Source organism: Halopiger thermotolerans, from assembly GCF_054654555.1.
Window position 1 is genome coordinate 1,041,858 of the sequence record NZ_BAAIEU010000004.1, and the last position, 20,388, is coordinate 1,062,245.

15 protein-coding genes are annotated in these 20,388 nt (G+C 66.7%); 9 read left to right on the forward strand and 6 right to left on the reverse strand.

Annotation, left to right across the window (positions count from 1 at the left end; genetic code table 11):
* The first annotated feature begins 73 nt into the window (after positions 1–73).
* Entirely contained in the window at positions 74–1,672 is a 1,599-nt protein-coding gene (locus ACYQ26_RS12850; protein WP_459809296.1) for an alkaline phosphatase family protein, read from the forward strand.
* 71 nt (positions 1,673–1,743) lie between these two features.
* On the opposite strand, the gene ACYQ26_RS12855 is transcribed toward ACYQ26_RS12850, so the two are convergent.
* Complete coding sequence (locus tag ACYQ26_RS12855) at positions 1,744–2,559, reverse strand: hypothetical protein (RefSeq protein ID WP_459809297.1); 816 nt, start codon at positions 2,557–2,559, stop codon at positions 1,744–1,746.
* Positions 2,560–2,685: 126 nt separating this feature from the next.
* Positions 2,686–4,005, reverse strand: coding sequence for a hypothetical protein (locus ACYQ26_RS12860; protein WP_459809298.1), 1,320 nt, complete (start codon positions 4,003–4,005; stop codon positions 2,686–2,688).
* A gap of 457 nt (positions 4,006–4,462) precedes the next feature.
* Here ACYQ26_RS12860 and ACYQ26_RS12865 point away from each other — a divergent pair, with 457 nt between their 5' ends.
* The 5 genes from ACYQ26_RS12865 (at position 4,463) to ACYQ26_RS12885 (ending at position 12,478) form a co-directional block, all read left to right on the forward strand.
* The gene (locus ACYQ26_RS12865; RefSeq protein WP_459809299.1) at positions 4,463–6,259 is read left to right on the forward strand and encodes a hypothetical protein; all 1,797 of its coding nucleotides are present in this window, start codon (positions 4,463–4,465) and stop codon (positions 6,257–6,259) included.
* 65 nt (positions 6,260–6,324) lie between these two features.
* Positions 6,325–7,551 carry a succinyl-CoA:mesaconate CoA-transferase gene (mct, locus tag ACYQ26_RS12870; RefSeq protein ID WP_459809300.1) on the forward strand — a complete coding sequence of 409 codons (1,227 nt, stop codon included), beginning with the start codon at positions 6,325–6,327 and terminating at the stop codon, positions 7,549–7,551.
* Between the two features lie 7 nt (positions 7,552–7,558).
* On the forward strand, positions 7,559–8,776 hold the full coding sequence (locus ACYQ26_RS12875) for a GNAT family N-acetyltransferase (RefSeq protein WP_459809301.1): 1,218 nt from the start codon (positions 7,559–7,561) through the stop codon (positions 8,774–8,776).
* 311 nt (positions 8,777–9,087) lie between these two features.
* The gene (locus tag ACYQ26_RS12880; protein ID WP_459809302.1) at positions 9,088–10,032 is read left to right on the forward strand and encodes a hypothetical protein; all 945 of its coding nucleotides are present in this window, start codon (positions 9,088–9,090) and stop codon (positions 10,030–10,032) included.
* A 634-nt stretch (positions 10,033–10,666) separates the two neighbouring features.
* The gene (locus ACYQ26_RS12885; protein ID WP_459809303.1) at positions 10,667–12,478 is read left to right on the forward strand and encodes a hypothetical protein; all 1,812 of its coding nucleotides are present in this window, start codon (positions 10,667–10,669) and stop codon (positions 12,476–12,478) included.
* Between the two features lie 502 nt (positions 12,479–12,980).
* On the opposite strand, the gene ACYQ26_RS12890 is transcribed toward ACYQ26_RS12885, so the two are convergent.
* The gene (locus ACYQ26_RS12890) at positions 12,981–13,577 is read right to left on the reverse strand and encodes a DUF7344 domain-containing protein (protein ID WP_459809304.1); all 597 of its coding nucleotides are present in this window, start codon (positions 13,575–13,577) and stop codon (positions 12,981–12,983) included.
* Between the two features lie 750 nt (positions 13,578–14,327).
* Here ACYQ26_RS12890 and ACYQ26_RS12895 point away from each other — a divergent pair.
* Entirely contained in the window at positions 14,328–15,284 is a 957-nt protein-coding gene (locus ACYQ26_RS12895; protein WP_459809305.1) for a transcription initiation factor IIB, read from the forward strand.
* Here ACYQ26_RS12895 and ACYQ26_RS12900 read toward each other — a convergent pair.
* Both ACYQ26_RS12900 and ACYQ26_RS12905 read right to left on the reverse strand, forming a co-directional pair.
* Positions 15,277–15,453 (reverse strand): hypothetical protein, encoded by a 177-nt coding sequence (locus ACYQ26_RS12900; protein ID WP_459809306.1) that lies wholly within the window; start codon positions 15,451–15,453, stop codon positions 15,277–15,279. The genes ACYQ26_RS12895 and ACYQ26_RS12900 overlap by 8 nt on opposite strands.
* A 57-nt stretch (positions 15,454–15,510) precedes the next feature.
* Positions 15,511–17,241 carry a methyl-accepting chemotaxis protein gene (locus ACYQ26_RS12905; protein ID WP_459809307.1) on the reverse strand — a complete coding sequence of 577 codons (1,731 nt, stop codon included), beginning with the start codon at positions 17,239–17,241 and terminating at the stop codon, positions 15,511–15,513.
* 169 nt (positions 17,242–17,410) lie between these two features.
* On the opposite strand from ACYQ26_RS12905, the gene ACYQ26_RS12910 reads away from it, so the two are divergent.
* Positions 17,411–17,803 (forward strand): hypothetical protein, encoded by a 393-nt coding sequence (locus tag ACYQ26_RS12910; protein ID WP_459809308.1) that lies wholly within the window; start codon positions 17,411–17,413, stop codon positions 17,801–17,803.
* 110 nt (positions 17,804–17,913) lie between these two features.
* Positions 17,914–19,881, forward strand: a complete 1,968-nt coding sequence (locus tag ACYQ26_RS12915; RefSeq protein WP_459809309.1) for a DEAD/DEAH box helicase — start codon at positions 17,914–17,916, stop codon at positions 19,879–19,881.
* On the opposite strand, the gene ACYQ26_RS12920 is transcribed toward ACYQ26_RS12915, so the two are convergent.
* Complete coding sequence (locus tag ACYQ26_RS12920) at positions 19,878–20,243, reverse strand: hypothetical protein (RefSeq protein ID WP_459809310.1); 366 nt, start codon at positions 20,241–20,243, stop codon at positions 19,878–19,880. The two genes, ACYQ26_RS12915 and ACYQ26_RS12920, sit on opposite strands and share 4 nt — an antisense overlap.
* Positions 20,244–20,388: the final 145 nt, after the last annotated feature.

Below are 20,388 nucleotides of genomic sequence, written 5' to 3' on the forward strand. Positions count from 1 at the left end.
GGGTGAGGGTTGAACACTCCCTATAACAAAGCGGTCATCCGGTATCCTGCCGGATAGCAGGTGTTTTAAAATTATGAGCGGATCTTCCCCTACGTCCGAGCGGGCGTTCGTCCTCGGACTCGACGGCGTACCGTGGCGACTCATCGAGCAGTGGAGCGACGAGGGTGAACTCCCGAACTTCGCCCGGATGCGCGAGGAAGGCGCGTCCGGGACGCTCGAGAGTACGCGCCCGCCGACGACGCCGCTCGCGTGGCCGTCGATCGCGACCGGCGTCTGGCCGGACAAACACGGGATCTACGGCTTCCAGAACCTCTCGGCGGAGTACTCCCACGAGATGTACACGAGCCACGACATCCAGCAGCCGCCGCTGTGGGAGCAGCTCCAGCCGGCCCACGTCGGGAACGTCCCGATGACCTTCCCGGCCCGCGACATCGACGGCTCGATGGTGACGGGGATGATGACCCCCTCGACCGATCAGGAGTTCACGCACCCGTCCGAACTCGGCGACGAGATCGAGGAAGCCGTCGGCGAGTACGAGATCAGCCTCGACTATCCGGAGTACGCCGACCGCCCCGACGAGTTCGAGGAGGCCGTCGCGAACATGCTCGAGCAGCGCCGGGAGGTGATGCAGCTGCAGATGGATCGGGCGGGCGACGACTGGCGGCTGTTTTTCTTCGTGTACACGGCGCCGGACCGGTTCCAGCACCTCATCTGGGACATGGACCGGCTGCTCGAGCACTACAAGAAACTCGACGACCTGCTCGGCGAGGTCATCGAGTACACCGACGACCACGACGCGGACCTCTACGTCGTCTCCGACCACGGCTTCGGCGAGATTCACAACCTGATCTACGTCAATCACATTTTGGAACGCGAGGGCTATCTGTTCAGACGCGAGGACGAGGGCACCCGCGGCGCGCTCGCGAGCCTCGGCATCTCGCGGGACAGCATCACGAACATGCTCGAGCGGGTGGGCATCTCAGAGGAGATGCTCGTCTCGACCCTGCCGCGGAGCCTGCTGGACACCGTCGCCGAGCAGATTCCGGGCGATCACGCCCTCTACGACGTCGACTACGAGCGCACCGTCGCGTTCGTCCACGACGCGGGCAACTGTTACATCAACGACAGCCGGCGGTTCGCAAACGGCAGCGTCTCGCCGAGCGACGTCCCCGAGATCAAGGAGGAACTCATCGACGTCTTCGAGTCGGTGACCGACGAGAACGACCGCCAGCTGCTCGAGGTCTACGACGGCGACGAGCTGTTCCCGACCGATCCCGACTCGCCGGACCTGATCGTCAACGGGATCGACGGCTACGACGTCCGCAACGGGATCGAGGACGAGGTGCTCGGCGACACCGGCAACTACGCCGCGAGCCACCGCAGCACGGGCATCATGCTCTGTCGCGGGCCGTCGATCGAGCCCGGTGCGACGCTGCGGGGCGCGCGCGTGGTCGACGTGGCGCCGACGCTGCTGCACGGGATCGGCGAGCCGGTGCCGGCCAACGCGGACGGCCGCGTCCTCTTCGACGCCTTCGACGAGTCGGCGACGCCGGCCTCGACGAAGGTCCAGCGGTCCGACGTCTCGCAGGTGGCGACGACGCCGGACGGCGAGGTCGACGAGGACTTCGACGACGTCGAGGACCGGCTGAAGGGACTGGGCTACATGGAGTAACTGGTTTTCGAGTGCGCTCGTGAACCCGGAGACGAGCGTATTCGTCGAATCGGTCCGGTTCGAGTGCTCAATTACTCGCTAGTTGCCGCCTCGAGAATCCACCGTCGGACCTGTCGCTTCGCGTTTCCGTACCGCGAATGCGTCGTCGCCTCGAGTCGCGTCCCGGATCGCATGCGAGAGACCTCGTATCCGCCGCCGGGGTGCTCGTCGGTGGGTTCGACGATGAGCCGCAGTCCGGTTTCGATCGAACTGTAGTACTCGATATCTCGGTCGCGGTCGATGCTGTACTTCCAACCGGTGAGCAGGCTGTCGTCATCCCCGGTAGGGCTGGTGGAGCCGGTAGGGCTGGTGGAGCTGGTAGGGGCAGTGGAGTCGGTAGCGCTCGAGTCGGTCGTCGGTCCGGTAACCCACCGCCGCCCCTTCCGCAGGTCCTGAAACCGGAGGGCGTGGTAGCAAACCCGGACTGCCTGCCTCGTTCGGGGCGTAACCGGCGAATCATCGCGCCCGACGAGTTCTTCGAGCCGGTCCTGTATCTGGTCGTGAGTCTGTCGAACGATTCTGTCGTAGCTGGTCGTCCCGATTGGGGGTGGGGACATGTTATGCACCTGCAGCAATTCCTCCGCTCGAGCTAAGGAAGAGATGTCATCCGGCCCTGGATTGGTTCGAAGAACGGAATAAACGGCGCTTCCGGTTAGAACCGACTCGAAAAGGACAACCTCGCGGGCTTTGACGAATTTCCAATAGTCCTCTCCAGTAGCGCGTTCGGCGTTCGCCTCGAACGCGGCCTCGATCTCCGCCACGCTCGCCTCCCGATCGATGTCTAATACGTCTCGTGCGTGATTCACACCAGTTATATCGTCGGCAGTTTCGAACTCACGGTCGGCCATTCGGTATCGGTGGTTCGCGGTACTACGAAAAAGCAGTCGCGATAGCGAACTAACAGGAACCGGTCTCGAGCATACCGGACGGACTTGAGGGACGTCCGAAGATCGGATCCGGCACCTGACGCCGTGTTACCGCCCGCGGATCCGATCCAATCCGTCCTTCGCCGCCGTCAACACCGGATACGCCGCGTTGTACACCGGCGTCGGCGCGTTTCGGGCGCCCGTCCGGAACAGTCGGTGCGACAGCGGCGGTTCGGCCTCGTCGACGAGTTCGTCGAGATCCGCCTCGAGCAGCCACTCGAAGAAGGCCCGTTCGTCCGGCGATTCGGGCTCGGTTTCCCGAACGCGATCGCGAATGTCGGCCCACATGTACCGCTCGTCCTGGCCGAGGACCCACTCGCCGCCCTCGAGCGCGTGGCGGATCTCGGCGTAGTCGTCGTGAGAGAACGGGTAGCCGTGGGCCGTCGGCTCGAGTCCCGACAGCCGGAGGCCGACGGCGGTCCGGTAGCACTTCTCGCAGGCGCCGCAGTTGCCGTCCATGCGCGCGTTGCAGGTCTGGAGTTGCAGGTCGGGCGCGTCGCTCTCGACGTAGTCGGCGATGACGTCCAGTCGCTCCTGGCGGGTGAGGTCGTAGGCGTCGTGGTGGCACTCGGTGCCCGTCCAGCGGACGTGCTCGTCGATGTCGGGACGGGAGCCCCACTCGAGGTCGATGCCCTCCCAGTGGGTCGCGGCGACGTACAGGTCCTCGATGCCGCGGGCGTACGCCATCGGGGCACAGAGGCCGAGCAGGCCGAGCCCGTGGCCGACGGAGCTGTACCAGGCGCCGTCGACGAACCGCTTGTAGTGGGCGAGCAGCATCGCGTGATCGAGCGCCTCGAGCGCGTTCGTCTCGACGAAGGCGGTCTCGAGGCCGCGCTCGTCGGCGAACCCGGTCACGCGCTCGCGGAGGTGGCGCCAGTCTTCGGCGCCGGACTCGTCGGGCGCGACGGTCCAGCCGCGGACGCTCACGAGCGTCGGCGACTCCTCGCGGTGGCGGACGTACGAGCAGGTCGAATCGACGCCGCCGGTAAAGAGGAGGGCGCTGTCGCCGTCGTCGGCCCCAGTGTCGGAGGGTGGTTCAGGATCTATCGTCCGCTTCGCGTACAGCGTCCCGCCCTCGAGGAAGTCGTGCATCGCGAGCAGGGCGGCCTTGACGTCCTCGAGCGCCCGCGCGAAGGTCGCGTCGACCTCGTCGACGTAGACGTCCGCGCCGTTGGCCCACGCGACCGGACAGACGTTCGCGAGGACGGGGATCGCGAGCACGCCCTCGGGAACGTCCTCGATCGGGCGGTCGTAGCTGGTTCGGAACGGGGCGCCCGTAAAGAAGCGCTCGAGGTCGGCCGAGGGGTCGATCTCGCACTCGAGGGTCGTCCCGTCGGTCTCGAGACGGTCGATGACGATCGATGACACGGTGTCGAAGGAACCACGAACCGCTACAAAAGCCACCGGTACCGTTGATCGGTTCGGCCGCGCGAAATCGATCCGTAGGCGACGGCGGCGCTCGGACAACGGCGCCGTACTGCGGGGCGGCCCGCGACCGCTCCGGCGATCGGCGCGAACGGGTTCGTCGTCGGCTCGAGGCCGGTCGAGAGCGGGTCGAAAGCGGTGCGAAATCCGACCCGGCCGTCGCACCCAGTCGTCGTACGGTCGGTCGAACGCTCGAGCGTTCGCCGGCGGTCATTTGGAACCGACGGATTCGGATGGACTCCGGTATCCGCCGCGGAGCGGGCCGATCGCGGCGACTCCACACTCGTTGACGGCTATAGGATCCCTATAACAAACCCCGCGATCGACGACGGTCGCGCCAAGGCATGCGTATCGACATCGCTGCGACAGTGCGTCCGGAGCCGGAGGGTGATGGCGGGTCATGAGCCGAACGAGCCGCAACGTCGCGTTCGCCGTCGGCTTTTTGGCCGTCGCAGCCGGCGTCCTCGTCGCGAGAGCGAACCCCGCCACGTCGTACGAGGCGTCGGTGTACGCGGCGACGCCGACGGCGACGTGGGTCGGCCTGGGGATCGGCATGGCGATCGCCACGCTCGCGGCGCTGGGCCGTCGCGGCCGCGATCGAGCCCTCGGAATCGGGCTCGGCGGGCTGGCGGTGACGGCGATCGTGTCCCTCCCCGTGATTCGGAACTACCGGTTCATCGGAATGGGCGACGCGCTCACGCACCTGGGCTGGACGCGTGACATCGTCACCGGGGACATGCCGCCCCACGAGCTGATCTACCCGGGCGTCCACTCGCTGGCGGCGGTCGTTCACTACCTCGGCGGCGTCTCGATCGAACGCACCCTGCTGTTCGCCATCGTCATCCTGTTCGTGCCGTTCCTGATCTTCGTCCCGCTGGCCGCCCGCGAGATCTCGGACACGGGGCTGGCGGCCGGCTGCGCCGCGATCGTCTCGTGGATGGTGCTGCCGATCAACAACGTCGCGACGCACATGGGCATCCACACCAACTCGAACGCGCTGTTTCTCGTCCCCGTCATCGTCTTCGCGTTCGTCGCGTACCTCAGACGCCGGTCGACGGTCGAGCGACTCCCGTTCGGTCTCTCGCCGTTCAGCGTCCTCGTCTACCTGTCGGGCATCGGTCTGCTGCTGGTCCATCCCCAGCAGATGCTCAACGTCGTCGTCCTCGTGGGTGCCATCGCCGGCGTCCAGTTTCTCGCCCGGCGCCGGTACGACGACCACCCCCTCCTCGAGCAGCCGACGATGTACGCCCACGCGGTCGTCCTCGGCGCGATCTCCACCGGCTGGGCGCTCGGCAACGAACGGTTTCGCAACGCCGTGCGGACCCTCGTCGAGGGGGTCCTGTCGGCCGAGATCGGCGCCTCGCAGGAGGTCGATCAGCGCGGCGCCTCGCTGACCGACATCGGCGGCAGCATCGCCGAGCTGTTCGTGAAGATGTTCTTCGACGCCGCGGTGATCGGGCTCGTCGCGGGGCTGTTCGTGCTGGCGACCTGGCTCGGGTGGACCCGAACCGACCGCGAGGCGTCCACGTTCGTCACGTACCTGGGGCTCGCGCTGATCCCGCTCGGCGCGATGTTCGCCGTCTACTTCGTCGGCACGCCGACGATGGCGTTCCGACAGGTCGGGTTCATCTACGTCGTCCTGACGATCCTCGGCGGGATCGGGCTGGCCCACGCGATCGGCGGGCTCTCGCGGTACGTCTCGAGGCCGGGCGCGAACGCGGTGGCGTCGGTCGGCCTCGGGGCGCTGCTGGTGCTCGGGCTGGTGACCGTCTACGCCTCCCCGCTGATCTACAGTCCGACCCAACACGTCACCGACGAGCAGTTCAGCGGCTACGAGTCCGCCTTCGAACACACCGGTGGCGACCGACCCTACGTCGGCCTGGGCTACGATCCGTACCGGTACGATCACGGCATCAACGGCCTCGAGGGGCAGGAAAACGCGCCGCTGAGCGGGGCAGCGTTCTCGAGCGGTACCGTCGACGCCGAGCGGTTCGAAGCCGGCAACTACAGCGGGGCCTACCGCGGCGTCGACTACTACCTCACGATCTCGGCGTTCGACGAAACGCGGGAAACGGAGGTTTATCGCGGGCTCGACATCAGTGACGAGGCGGTCGAGGGCGTCGAGAGCGCCCGATCCGCGAACAAGGTGATCTCCAACGAGGAGTTCGAGATGTACGCCGTTGCTAGCGCGGCGTAAGCCGTCGTAGAACGGCAAACAGGGGGCATAACAAAACCGCGTTTTCTCGTCGTTGTATATCGATCATGTCTGCTCTCGACGACGTCCGCGTGCTCGACTTGACGCGCGTGCTTGGCGGGCCGTACTGCACGATGTTGCTCTCCGATATGGGTGCAGACGTCGTGAAGATCGAACCGCCGGGTGGGGATTTCGTCCGTGAAACGCCGCCGTTTCACGACGAGGACGACAGCTTCGGCGGCTACTTCCAGAGTATCAACCGCGGGAAACGTAGCCTCGAGCTCGATTTCACCGACGAGGACGATCGCGAAGACTTCCTGTCGCTCGTGGAGGCGGCGGACGTCGTCGTCGAGAACTACCGGGCCGGGACGATGGAGAAGTTCGACCTCGAGTACGAGCGCCTCGCCGAGATCAACCCGCAGCTCGTCTACGCGGCGATGCGCGGGTTCGGCGATCCCCGCACCATCGAGAGTCCCAAACAGGACGAACCGGCGTTCGACCTCGTCGCCCAGGCGATGGGCGGCGTGATGCACCAGACCGGCCAGCCGGACGGCCCGCCGACGAAGGTCGGGTTCGGCATCGGCGACATCTTCACGGGCGTGTTGCACGCAGTCAACATCCTCGCGGCGCTGCACTACCGCGAGCGGACGGGCGTCGGGCAGTTCGTCGACACGGCGATGTACGACTCGATGGTGAGCCTCGCCGAGCGGGCGGTCTACCAGTACTCCTACACCGGCGAGGTCCCCGAGCGGAACGGGAACTCCCACCCGACGCTGTTCCCGTACAACGCCTTCGAGGCCGAGGACGGCTACGTCGTCATCGCCGCGCTCACCGACCGCCACTGGCGGAACCTCTGTGAACACATGGGCAGACCCGAGTGGGCGGTCGACTACGCCGACGCCGCCGATCGCCTCGAGCACCGCGAGAAACTCCGCGAGGCGATCGCGGAGTGGGTCGGCTCCCGGACCGCCGCGGAGGTCCTCGAGACGCTCAACGGCTCCGTGCCGAGCGGGCCGGTGCAGGACGTCGCCGACATCTACGAGTGCGAGCACGCCCAGCAGCGGGAGATGCTCGTCGAGGCCGAACTGCCGGAGGCCGATGAGACGGTGACGATCGCCGGCACGCCGATCAAGATAGCCAAGACGCCCCCCGAGCCGGGCGACCGCGCGCCGCTGCTGGACGAGCACCGGGACGAACTCCTCGAGGTCGACGTCGCACAGCCGCCTGAGCCCGACGCCAGCGACGGGGAGACGGAGCCGGTCGGGGTCTCGCAAGAACAGTCGCAGGACGATTGATCCGACCATGGCAACGAACACGAACTCATCGAATCGAACGGAATCGAACGCAGAATCGGCGGGAGGAGACGAGGGGACGCGATCGACGGATCAGGACCGGGAATCGCCGACGAGCGACGGGAGCGCCGACGACGACCCGTACACGATCCGTCCCTACGAACCCGACGACCGCGAGGACTTCCTCGAACTGTACGATCAGGTCTTAGGCGACCGCGACGACGAGTGGTTCCGCTGGAAGTACGAGGACAACCCCTACGTCGATCACGTGCCGATGATCGTCGCGACCCACGAGGGACGGGTCGTCGGCACGAAACCCAGTTTCGCGCTGGAACTGCGCGCGGGCGAGCGGACGCTGCGGGCGCTCCAGCCGGCCGACGTCATGGTCCACGAGGACCACCGCCGCCGCGGCCTCTACTCGCGCACGACGGAGCGGCTCAAGGAGCGGTACCGGGACCGAGAGGCCGACCTGTTCTTCAACTTTCCCAACGAGGCGACGCTGTCGGGCAGCCTCAAGCACGGCTGGCGGATCGTCGAGGAGGTGCCGACCTACTACCGCGTCCAGCGGCCCGACGCCCTGGTCGACGGCGACGGACACGGGCGCCTCGAGACGCTCGCGACGGCCGCACGTCCGCTCGCGTCGGCGTACTTCCGCGCGCGCGGCCGGCTGGCCGATCCGCCGTCCGACGTCGTCGTTCGCCGGTTCGCGGACGTGCCCGTCGAACGGTTCGTCGACCTCTACGAGCGAGCGGTGCCGGGAACGCTGCACGCGCACCGCGACGAGACGTTCTACGAGTGGCGCTTCGAGAACCCGAAGTGGACCTACGACGCCTACGTCGCGAGCCGCGACGGCGAGCCGATCGCCGGCGTCGTCGCCGGTACCCGAACCCGTGACGGAACGACGGAGACCTGCCTGACCGACGTCGTCCCGCTGGCGCGGACCCGCGAGCGGCGTGACGGTCTCGAGGCGATCCTCGCTCGCGTGGTCGCGGACCGACGCGATTCGGCGTTGCTCGCGGCGAGCGGGCGAGCGGTCGGCCCCGATCTGCTCGGTAAGTTCGGCTTTCGGTCCGATCAGTCGCTGCCGTTCTCGAAGGTGACCCAACCGACGACGCAGGTGACCTACCCGCTCGCGGACGACGGGGGCCATGAGTGGACCGTCGCCGGCCGCGCGATCGCCGACCCGTCGAACTGGACCGTGACCTTCGCCGAACAGGACACCTGGTGACGGCGGTAATCGGCTCCTATTCTCCGCTCCGGTCGATCGTTTGACAGAAACGGTCGTCGGTCGACCGGTTTCGGCCCCTTCGTCCCTTCTCGAGAAAGTAGCCGGTAGAACCGCTCTCGACGGTGGTAATAGACTATTTACCCGGAAAACACGCTGTTACGACGGCCGTTTCGGCTGGTATTCGTTCATATGTTCGTGAATTAAGTGCGGTAGATTGTACCCAAATCCATAGCGTTACAAATATATTCTGTAAATTTAATCCATATCGCCAAGGAAAAGTTTATGAGTACAAGCCCAGGTTACGCAAGTGTATGGCGCAGAATCCCCGTACGACCGAAACGGAATCCGCTCCGACTACAGGCCGTAATTCCGGATTAAGCCGCCGCAACTACGTCCGCTCGCTCGCTGCGGTCGCGACCGCAGCAACCTCCCTCGGCGCAGCCGGCACGGTCGCCGGCCAGAGCCAGGGCGACTACGAGGTCATCGAAGCGTCGGGCCAGACCATCCAGGTCGGGTCCGGCGAGACGTGGGAGAACAAACTGATCGACATGACCACCGGCGGTGACATCATCGTCAGCGCGTACGGTTCCGACTGGACGATCCGCAACATCGGGTTCAAGGGCAAGAACACCTCCGGCACCGGCTCCGCCACCTTCGGCATCTGTGACGAGGGCGGCTCGAGCACCATCGAGAACATCTACCTCGGCGACGGATCGGACGGCCGCAACGGCGCCGACACCGGGCACGGCCAGACCGCCTTCTGGGTCGACCCGAAACACTCCGGCCACATCGACTTCAAGCACCTCAACATCCAGAAGTTCGCCGACAACGCGATCTACGGCTCCGCCCCCGGAAACAACGGCGGCGGCACCCTCCACATCGACCGTAGCTTCGCCGCGAACTGCCGTGTCTCGCACTTCCGCATGGCGACCGAAGGCTGTAAGCTCACGAACTCGAGCATCTACGTCGACAACCAGGAAGGCTACCAGGGCCGCGGCGTCTGGGCCTGGGCGCCGGGTACGATCGAGATCGACAACTGCCAGATCGAGATGAACGGTGCGCACACGTCGATCGCTGCGGGCGCGAACGGCAACCCGACGGAGGTCGTCGTCACCGACTCCGACTACGACAAGCAGGCCGGTATCGCCGAACAAGCCGGCTCGAACGTCCAGCTCGAGAACACCGGCACCAATCCGGAGGCCGTCATTCCGGAAGGCGCCCCGACCAGCCCCGAAGAGGCCGCCAGCGGCAACTAACGCGAACGCGAACCCGACTCGCGCTCGACCCTCCACTCCAACCGACTCCCGACGCATCCCCTCCGGTCGATCCCCCGCCCTCCGCTGACGCCGACGGCTCTCCACCGACTCCCCCGACGTCTTCGACCCTCCACTGACGTCCCCGCTGACGCTTCCCTCCGCCTTCCCCGCGTTCGTGATTTCGTCGCCTTTTTCCGTCGTTTTTCGTCCGTTAGCGCCGCTGCTCGAGGTAACCCTCGATAGTTCGCGGCGTTTCGCCCCGTTCGGACGCTGCTTCGCCGGTGAACTCGCTCGAAGCGACGGGCTCGCGGTTCGTCACCACCGGGGCGTCTTCCCTACCGACGCGCGGTGACCGCGACTGCCGCACGCCGCCGATGCGTTCGTCGTCGACCGAAATCGGCCGGTAATGACGTATTACTACCGCGAAACGGTACCCGCCGATCGTGTTTCCCCGTCCGAATCCGCCGGTCTCGAGCAGTTTCCCTTCGCAGAGGCTGCATTGGAATTGGTATAATTCCGTGTACGAATGGAGATTATTTTCTGAACTAACCTTCAGAATAGACTTACTATGTGTAAATTTTAAGTATTTTAAGGCGGAAGGTTTATGCTCGTAGTATAGTATTACCCGATCGCAATGGCACGCGAACCTTCGGTACTGGATGACGGTAAATCCGGCGAGGATGGCACTGAATCGTCGGACGAGGGCGGTAATACCGGATTACTCGATCGGCGATCGTACATGCGCCTCGCGGGCGTGACGACGGCCGCGGCGACGATCACCGGCTCCGCTACAGCGGCGGGCGACTACGAGGAGATCCCCGCCCGCGGGCAGGTCATCCGGATCGGGCAGGGCGAAACGTACGAGAACAAGCTGTTCGACCTCACGACCGGGGACAGCGTCGTCCTGCTCGTCGAGGGGAGCAACTCCGTGATCCGCAACATCGGATTCAAGGGGCTCCACCGCGGCGACGGGTTCATGATCTCGATCACCGCCCCCGCGGGCGACGTCCTGATCGAGAACGTCTACCTCGGCGACGGCTCGACCAAGGAAGGCGAGAGCTTCGTCCACGGGCCGGGCGCCGTCTTCTACCACCGGGACGCCGCCTGCGACGTCACCTTCCGGAACATGAACGTCCAGGGGTGGCCGAACAACGGCTTCTACTGTTCGAACACCGCCTCGGGCGGCTCGGTTCGCTTCGAGAACTGTTACGGCAAGAACAACGGCGTCTCCACGTACCGCGTCGCCGGCGGCGACGACGCGATCATCGACTCCGTCGCCTACAACGACGACACCGACTACGGCCCCGGCTGGGGCGGTTACACCGAGGATTCGGGCCGCCCGGTCTGGGTCTGGCCCGGCGGCACCGTCACGATCGAGGACTCCAACTTCGCGGCCGGCAGCTACGGCCGCGCGATGGTTCTGCGGGGCAGCGGCACCGCGCGCATGACTGGCGGCGGCATCCGCGGCGGCGTGCAGGGCTCCGGCCTTCAGCGCTCGAACGTCTCGAGTTCGCCGGACCTCTCGCGACCCGAGGGCGTCCCGACCTCGGCCGAGGAAGCGGCCGCGGGCGGCTCGAGCGGGTCGCGGCCGGACGCGAGTCCGAGTCCGGACGAGGACGGCCAAGAGACCGACGAGACCGAGGACGACCGGGAACTCCCGAACGTCCTCCTCGTCGAGGGCGCCGAGTCAGACACGACCCGCTACGAGTTCGAAGTCTCCGGAACGGTCGAGAAGTCGAACGCCGACGGCGCCTCCATCGACGCGGAGGACGAGATCGACGGCGGCGCCGTCCACGGCTCGGTCGCAAACTGGAAGGACGCCTTCCGGTTCGACGGCGACCTCGAGGAACTCACCGTCGACGGTCCGGGCACGGTCTCGCTCAACGGCGAGCAGGTCGACCCCGCCGACTACGGCAGCGACCTCCCCCACGTCCTCGAGGTGCAGGGGCAGGGCGTGCCGACGAGCTTCGAGATCACGGTCGACGGCGAGATCGAACTCGCCGGCGGCGCGGATCCCGACGACGAGGCGACGACGATCTCAGGTTCGACGGTCCAAAGCGCCGTCACCGACGAGACGCAGACGTTCCGGTTCGCCGGCGCGCTGACGGACGTGACCTTCACCGAGGGCGAGGCGACCGTGCTCCTCGACGGCGAGGAGATCGATCCTAGCGAGTACGGCGACCACGAACTGCTCCCCCACGCGCTCGTCATCGACGGCACCGACGCCGACGGGCCGAGCACCTACTCGTTCCGGACCAGCGGGTCGGTCGTCCGCTCGAACTACCGAAACGCCTCGATCGACGACGAGGACGTCGTCGAGGACCGGGCCGTTCGCGGCGCGGTCGGCAACTGGCTCGACGCGTACTGGTTCGACGGCGACATCGAGGACTTCCGGCTCCTCGGCGACGCGGCGGTCGACGTCCAGTACAACGCGCGCGACCAGTAACCGCCCTCGGTTTTCGACGCGGCCCTGACGGTCGGCGGTTCGATCGCTCTCCCTCCAGTCGCCGTTCAGTGTCGCCGGCTACGGTGCACGCGCGACGCTGGTACCGATTCTGCCGCAAGGAAGAATGGCTCCCGCGCCTGGAACAGCAAGCTGGCACGCGAACTGCTCCGGTACTGGATGACGATCGCCGGGAGCCAACTGCCGCTACGCGCGGGGAGATTAAAAGTCCTTCTCGAGTGAGTTGTCGGCGTTCCGGCGAGCGACGGAGTCACACGGCGGCTGCCTCTGCAGCGACCGCGAGTCCGAGGCGTCGACGGAGACGGTCGCCACGCGGGCGGTCGTTACGTAGCGGATCGAGAACGAACGGACAACCGTGACGTGAGTCGAGTCGCGCCGGCAACGGTCGCGCTCGTACCGGCCGGAGATCGATCGGGGTCGGGATTGGGGGCGGAGTCCCGAGGGCGAGCGAGCGAGAGCGAGGCGGGGAGAGAGCGACTCGGAATCACTCGATCCGGGACAGTTTCCCGTTGACGTTGCGTTCTTGCTGTCGATTCGTCACGACGTGGGCGACCGAGAGACAGCAGAACGCGGCCACGACGACCCCGGCCAGCGCGACCGTCGGAACGGCGGCCAGCCCCGGTACGCCGAGCACCGCGGCGCTCAGGAGGGCGGCGCCGACGACGCTCGTGGCGGCGTACCACCGATCCCACCGATCCTGCTGGTGGGAGTCCGTGTCGAGGTACATCATCAGCAGGTCGGCGTTGTCCGCCAGCGAGATCAGGCCGCGATCCTGGTCGTACTCGACGATGCCGGCGTCGTCCATCTTCGGGAGGTGAGTCTGGTAGAGGGCGACGTAGACGCGCTTTCGCTGGTCGGAGCTGAGCGCGTTGACGTCCGTGTCGTTCTCCCAGGCGGCGATCTGTTCGGCCAGTTCGCCTAACGTCACCGTATCGTCGGCCTCGAGGAGATAGGTGAGGACTTCGCGGCGGCGGCGGTTCTTCAGAAGCTCGAAAATGACGTCCTTCGAGAGGGATTCGTCGTCGTCCTCGCCGACCGACGACGCGATCTCGTCGGGGAGCGACGTATCGATCGAGGACATTATTTCGCGCCTCCGTACGTGGTCGTTACGGGCTGGCCCGTCCGATGCCGTCGCCGGTAGCCGCCGCAATCACCACCGAGCTGTCGGGTCGACAGCGACCGCTGTACTTCCGAACGGCGATTCGCAGTCACGATTGACACACCAAGTTGTACGCCAACACTGATACTCTTAAACACGGCCACCTTTCGCATCGGCTGCAAAGGGGCGGCGGGTACGGGACGATTTCCGCCGACCCCCGTCGCGGACGGACCGAGACAGCGTCCCGCCGCGCCGCTCGAGCCGCGACCGCGGGAGCGGTATCGGATCCCTGTGGATCCGTACCGGCGGCGTACGTGCGAAGCGGCGAGCGAGGGCGGAACGTCCGAGATGTGGATCTGCGACACGGCACTCACGCAAACGTTCGACTCCATCGACATAAATTCGACCGTCGGTTCGGGGTCGAAATCGCGGTTTACACGATGAACGATCGGTTTACGACGCGGGCGAGGCGGAACGATCGGTTGCTTTCATGTGCCACGTTCACGTTGATCTCGATGGGGCGAGGCGACCGAGCGCGGTCGCTTCGCCCGGAGACGATCGATGGGACACTCCGTCGGCGCGGGCCGACCGATCGTTTCGAGCGGGCGATCCGCGGCCCGATCCGGCGATCTTTCTCCTCTCCTTCGACCGACGTCGACGCGGGCAGTAAGACCGTGTTTCCGGCGAAACCATGTGAGCCCCTTACAGTGCCGGCAGCGGTGCATCAGTGTGATGACACAGTCTATTATCGGTCGCGCCAGAAACGACCCCCAGGAGACGAACGCCGAACTGTGTCCCGACTGCGAAACCGAGACGATCGTCCACGATCCGGATCGCGGCGAACGCGTCTGCGAGGAGTGCGGACTCGTCCTGACCGAGGACCCGATCGACTACGGCCCCGAGTGGCGCGCGTTCAACGCCCAGGAGCACGACGAACTCTCGCGCGTGGGCGCGCCGCTTACCCAGTCGATGCACGACCGCGGGCTGACGACGACCATCGACTGGCGCAACAAGGACGCGAACGGCCACTCGATGTCGGCCGAAAAGCAGGGCCAGATCCACCGGCTGCGGGTCTGGCAGGAGCGGATCCGAACGAAAAACGCCGGCGAACGCAACCTCAAGTACGCCCTCTCGGAGATCGACCGCATGGTCAGCGCGCTCGGCGTTCCCGACCCCGTCAAGGAAACCGCGAGCGTCATCTACCGACGGGCCCTCGAGCAGGACCTGATCCGCGGGCGCTCGATCGAGGGCGTCGCGACCAGCGCGCTCTACACCGCCTGCCGCAAGGAGGACATCCCGCGCAGTTTAGAGGAGGTAACCTCGGTTTCCCGGGTCGACCAGCGCGAGATCGGCCGGACCTACCGGTACGTCGCGGACGAACTCGACATCAACTTGGAGCCGACGAACCCGCGCCAGTTCGTCCCGCGGTTCTGCTCGGAACTGGACGTCGGGAAGGACGTCGAGACGAAGGCCGTCGAGATCATCGACGAGACGACCGAACAGGGGCTACACTCTGGCAAGTCGCCGACGGGCTTTGCCGCCGCGGCCATCTACGCCGCCGGCCTCCTCTGCGACGAGACGATCCCCCAGCGCGCCGTCGCCGAAACCGCGCAGACGACCGTCGTGACGGTCAGAAACAGGTACCGCGAGCAACTCGAGGCGATCGACCAGCAGCCGACGTCTACATGATCGACCGCTCGTCCTCGCCGTAGGCGTCCTCGTCGACCAGTGCGTGGAGGTTGGCGTACGGTACGAACGCCATGAAGTCGTCGTCCTCGTCGAACAGTTCAACTCCGTCGTCGCCCTGCTCGTACCGCTCACAGACGATCTGTCCTTCCGGGAGGATAGCACGGAACATACGAGTGGGTACGCCACCCACGCAGATATACCGTTCGCCGCCGCGTCCGCCGCGAGGTCAGTGGTCGACGGTAAACGCCGCGAGCTGTCCGTTGAGTTCCGTCGCCGTCTCCGAGAGGGACTCGGCCGCACCCGAGAGCTCCGAAATCGTCGCCGTCTGTTCCTCGGCGGCCGCGGCGACGTCGCCGGCCTCCTCGAGGGTGCGTTCGCTCTCCGCGGTCGCCTCGTCGACCATCGTGACGACCTCCTGGCTCGTCTCGGCCTGCGCGTCGGTCGCCTCGTCGATCGACTGAACGCCCTCGTTGGCCTCCTGAACGCGGTCGGCGATCTCCCCGAGGTGGGTGAGGCTCGCTTCGATCGTTTCGGCGCCATCGACGACCTCTCGTTGCATCGCGCGGATCTCCTCGACGGCCTCCCGCGTCGAGGTCTGCACGTCGGTCACGATCGTGTCGGCTTCGGCCGTGGCCTCGCCCGTTTCCGCGGAGAGGGACTTGATCTCGTCGGCGACGACGGCAAATCGGCTGCCGTCCGCGCCGGCTCTGGCCGCCTCGATCGAGGCGTTGACCGCGAGCAGGTTCGTCTCCTCGGCGATCTCGTCGATCAGGTCGACGATTTCGCCGATTCGCGCGAGTTCCTCGTCGAGGGCCTCGATCCGCTCGACGATCGCCTCCGAGCGGCGCTCGAGGCGGTCGAGTTCGTCGACGGCGTCGCTGGCGGTGTCCCGGCCGTTGCGGGCGCTCTCGGCGGCCTGCTCGGAGACGTCGGCGACGCCGTCGGCCGTCGACGCGATCTCCTCGATCGTCGCCGAGAGGTCGCTCATCTCGCCCCGAACCGACTCGAACCGCTCGTTTTGCTCCTCCGTCGCGGTGGCGATCGCCTCGGCCGATTCGCTGACCTCCGCGCTGGCCGTTTCGATCTCCGCGACGCTGGTCGAGACGTCCGCCCCGACCTCGTCGACCTCGTCCGCGAGCCGCTGGATGCTCGAGAGCGTTTCCTCGAGGTCGTCCAGCGTCGCGTTTAACGCGTCGGCGATTTCGACCATCGCGTCGTGGTCGCTCTCGATTTCCACTCGGCCGGTGAAATCGCCCTCGGCGCAGCGCCGGAGGACCGCGCGACATCGGTCGGCGTCGGCCTCGAGCGTCGCGTTTCGCTGCTCGACTTCCTCGCGCTGGCGTTCGATCCGTTCGCGGCTCTCCTTGAGGTCGGCGATCCGCGTCTCGAGGCTCGTTTGCATCTCTGCGAGCGAGTCGCCGAGGTCACCGGGGATCGACTCGGAGAGCGCGTCGGCGTCGAACTCCTCGGCGGCGAGCGCGTCGGCCTGGGCCGCGACCGTCGTCAGGTAGTCGTCCATCGCGACGAACGACCGCTGGAGGTCGCCGATTTCGTCGGCCTGATCCGGTTCCGGCGGCCGGTCCTCGAGTCGGCCGTTCGCGATTCCCTCGGCGACCGCCCGCAGTTCCTGTAGCGGCCGAATGACGTCCTCGCGAGCGATCAATAGCGTGTTGACGAAGGCGACGAGCGCGAGGCAGAAGACGACCCCCGTGAGGACGATCTGTCCCGTCGGAAAGACCGCGAACGCTTCGCGAGGCCCGAGAAAGACCAGCGGGAGCGCGAACACCGCGAGCGTCGAACAGAACTGGAGGACGACCGCGGCCATCATCTTTCGCTCGAGGCTCTCGGTGACGCCCAGCCGCGCCATCGAGCCCCACAGTAACGATTCGTATCGCCCGCGGATCGAGCCGGACGCCCCGCCCCGCTCGGCGACGCCGTCCGAAGAAATCGTCGACATACGGCGATACATGCTCCGTCACTTATATGAATTCCGTGCGGATTACCACGTCGCGGGAAGATCCATCCTGCCCCCGTATCGGGCATATATCAGCCACTCAAGGCGTCTCTGTCGGTAATAGCGGGCTCCGGCCAGCACGCATTTGTGGGTGTCTCGACGACCCGAGTGCATGGATCGACGTCACTATCTGGCGCTCGCGGGGACGGTAGCCTCGGGAGCGCTCGCGGGATGTACGGGACAGGTTACGGACGTGATCGAAGGAACGACCGAACAGGTCGGACGGAAAGCCAACGAGAGCGTCGACGAAACGATGGCCGACCTCACGCGCCCGCCGTCCGCGGACGTGCGGGTCGAACACGACGGCACCGTGATCGTCCGGTCGCTCGGCGGGGACACGGTCGGCGTCATGTGCGGCTTTCCGGAAACCGACTCGCCCGTCGAAGAACTCGAGACGAGCGAGCGCGCCGTCACTGGGCCGGGAATGCTCGAGAACTGTCCGAAAGAGCGGCTCGTCGCGGTGAACGAAGTCGGGGATATCAAGGTCATCGAAGAACTCGAGTGAGCGACCGCTGATTCGGTCGGCCCCGCAGCGGACGCCGTCGACGGTGCCGCTACCCGGGATTCGAGATCCAAGCGAAACCCGTTTACTCGCGCCGCGGATACGGATCGGCAGTGACGGACGAACCTGCCGCAACCCCGGATCGCGACGACAGCGAGGGCGACGCCGATACCGACGAACTCACGCTCGCGCAGTTCCACGAGGCGTCCCAGCGCGAGGGCCGCCCCGTCCTCACCGCCGGCGCCGTCGCGCGAACCCTCGAGCGCTCCCACGACGAGGTCAGCGAACAGCTCGACCGACTCGCCGAGCAGGGTGCCCTCGAGCGGCTCTCGGTCTCGACCGACCCCGTCGTCTGGTACCCGACCGAACTCGAGGACTTGACCGACAAGGAGCGGGTCGTCGTCTTCCCGAAGCGCCGCGAGATCGTCGTCGACCGCCCCGACCAATTCACGCGCGCGCAACTGGCGCAGTTCGCGCACCTCGAGGACGGCAACGGCGAGCAGGGGTACCGCTATGTCGTCCGGCCGGAGGACGTCTGGCAGGCGCCCCACGACTCCTTCGACGAGTTGGCGCGGACGATGCGCCAGGCGCTGGGCCAGCGCAACGAGCAACTCGAGGAGTGGGTCTGGAGCCAGTGGGATCGGGCCCACCAGTTCCGCCTCTACACCCACGAGGACGGCTACACCGTGCTCGAGGCCAAGAGTCCGGAAGTGATGGGCAACGTCGCCCGGCAGAAGTTGGACGAGGAACACGTCCACGCGCCGATTTCGGAGACCGAGGACTGGGTGCGCGAGGGCTCGGAGGCCGCGATCAAACGGATCCTCTACGAAGCCGGCTACCCCGTGCAGGACCACCGCGATCTGGAGTCCGGTGAAGAGCTGGAAATCGACCTCGAGGTATCCCTTCGGGACTACCAGCAGACCTGGGTCGATCGCTTCGCCGAGGCCGGCGAGGGCGTCTTCGTCGGGCCGCCGGGCAGCGGGAAGACCGTCGCCGCGATGGGCGCAATGGCCCACGTCGGCGGCGAGACCCTCGTCCTGGTGCCGAGTCGCGATCTCGCCCGCCAGTGGGCCGACACGATTCAGGAGTACACCTCCCTCGGCCCCCACCAGATCGGCCAGTACCACGGCGGGCAGAAGAACGTCCGCCCGGTGACGATCGCTACCTACCAGATCGCCGGGATGGATCGCCACCGCTCGCTGTTCGACGACCGCGAGTGGGGCCTGGTCGTCTTCGACGAGTGCCAGCACGTCCCCTCGGACGTCTACCGGCGGAGTACCCACCTGCAGTCCCGGCACCGCCTCGGTCTCTCCGCGAGTCCCATCCGCGAGGACGACCGCCAGAAAGAGATTTTCACCCTCGTCGGGCCGCCGATCGGCACCGACTGGCAGGCCCTGTTCGACGCCGGCTTCGTCGCGGAGCCGGAACTCGAGATTCGCTACGTGCCGTGGGGCGACGACGAGCAGCGCAACGCCTACGTCTCCGCGGAGGGCCGCGAGAAGTACCGCATCGCCGCTGAGAACCGCGGGAAGGTAGACGAGATCCGGTACCTGCTATCCGCGCATCCCGACTCGAAGGCGCTGGTCTTCGTCGACTACCTCGAGCAGGGCCGCGAACTGTCGGATGCGCTCGACGCGCCGTTCATCAGCGGGGAGACGCGCCACCACGAGCGCCGGCGGCTGTTCGACGAGTTCCGGCGCAACGAGCGCGACCTGCTTGTCATCTCGCGGGTCGGCGACGAGGGGATCGACCTCCCGACGGCCGACCTCGCCATCGTCGCCTCCGGGCTGGGCGGTTCCCGCCGACAGGGCACGCAGCGGGCCGGACGGACGATGCGTCCCGCCGGCGGCGCGCTCGTCTACGTGCTCGCGACGCGGGGGACCCGCGAGGAGGACTTCGCCCGCCGGCAGCTCCAGCATCTCGGTCGGAAGGGGATGACCGTGCGCGAGCAGACCGTCGAGCGTGACCGTGATGAAGAGGACGAGACGGCGGAGTCCGCCGAAGACGACAGCGAGGACGAGGAGACGGACGAGGGCGACGCCGGTGGAGAGAGCGAGAGCGAAACCGCCTTCGATCGCTAACCGACGTCAGCTATCGGCGGCGCGTCCGACTCGACGGCGTCGACCTGTTCGACTTTCTCGACCGTCCGCACGCCGACGCCGTCCTCGAGCGCCGGTCGAACGCGATCGACGTCGGCGCCGCCGGGCTCGACGGCGGCGCGGACGCGGAGTTCGACGGTGGTATCGTTGAGGCCGGGCGAGACGTGTCGGATGTCCGCATCGACGACCGTTTCGACGGCCTCGACTCGTTCGACGACGCGGACGGCGCCCTCGGCGAGGTCGCCCGGACCGCCCAGGGGGACGCGAACGGTGAGGGTTGCGACGATGTCGGGCTGGTTCTGCTTCTGCGTTTGCTTGCGCGGTTGGTTGGACAGGTCGGTCATAGGCCCCCGTCGAGAATCGAACTCGACGCTCGGCCGCGCCGCCGACCGGACGAATCGTCCGGACGACGCGGCCGCGTGTTGACCGGTACACCACGGGGGTCGCGGTCGCGGCGCCCCCGCTGGCCGAACGTCGATACCGTCTACA

Coding starts and splice junctions, on each gene's coding strand:
- ACYQ26_RS12920 (WP_459809310.1), bottom strand. CDS start 20,243: ATGACCGACCTGTCCAACCAACCGCGCAAGCAAACGCAGAAGCAGAAC.
- ACYQ26_RS12880 (WP_459809302.1), top strand. CDS start 9,088: ATGGCGCAGAATCCCCGTACGACCGAAACGGAATCCGCTCCGACTACA.
- ACYQ26_RS12890 (WP_459809304.1), bottom strand. CDS start 13,577: ATGTCCTCGATCGATACGTCGCTCCCCGACGAGATCGCGTCGTCGGTC.
- ACYQ26_RS12865 (WP_459809299.1), top strand. CDS start 4,463: ATGAGCCGAACGAGCCGCAACGTCGCGTTCGCCGTCGGCTTTTTGGCC.
- ACYQ26_RS12900 (WP_459809306.1), bottom strand. CDS start 15,453: ATGTTCCGTGCTATCCTCCCGGAAGGACAGATCGTCTGTGAGCGGTAC.
- mct (WP_459809300.1), top strand. CDS start 6,325: ATGTCTGCTCTCGACGACGTCCGCGTGCTCGACTTGACGCGCGTGCTT.
- ACYQ26_RS12895 (WP_459809305.1), top strand. CDS start 14,328: ATGACACAGTCTATTATCGGTCGCGCCAGAAACGACCCCCAGGAGACG.
- ACYQ26_RS12905 (WP_459809307.1), bottom strand. CDS start 17,241: ATGTCGACGATTTCTTCGGACGGCGTCGCCGAGCGGGGCGGGGCGTCC.
- ACYQ26_RS12855 (WP_459809297.1), bottom strand. CDS start 2,559: ATGGCCGACCGTGAGTTCGAAACTGCCGACGATATAACTGGTGTGAAT.
- ACYQ26_RS12850 (WP_459809296.1), top strand. CDS start 74: ATGAGCGGATCTTCCCCTACGTCCGAGCGGGCGTTCGTCCTCGGACTC.
- ACYQ26_RS12885 (WP_459809303.1), top strand. CDS start 10,667: ATGGCACGCGAACCTTCGGTACTGGATGACGGTAAATCCGGCGAGGAT.
- ACYQ26_RS12910 (WP_459809308.1), top strand. CDS start 17,411: ATGGATCGACGTCACTATCTGGCGCTCGCGGGGACGGTAGCCTCGGGA.
- ACYQ26_RS12875 (WP_459809301.1), top strand. CDS start 7,559: ATGGCAACGAACACGAACTCATCGAATCGAACGGAATCGAACGCAGAA.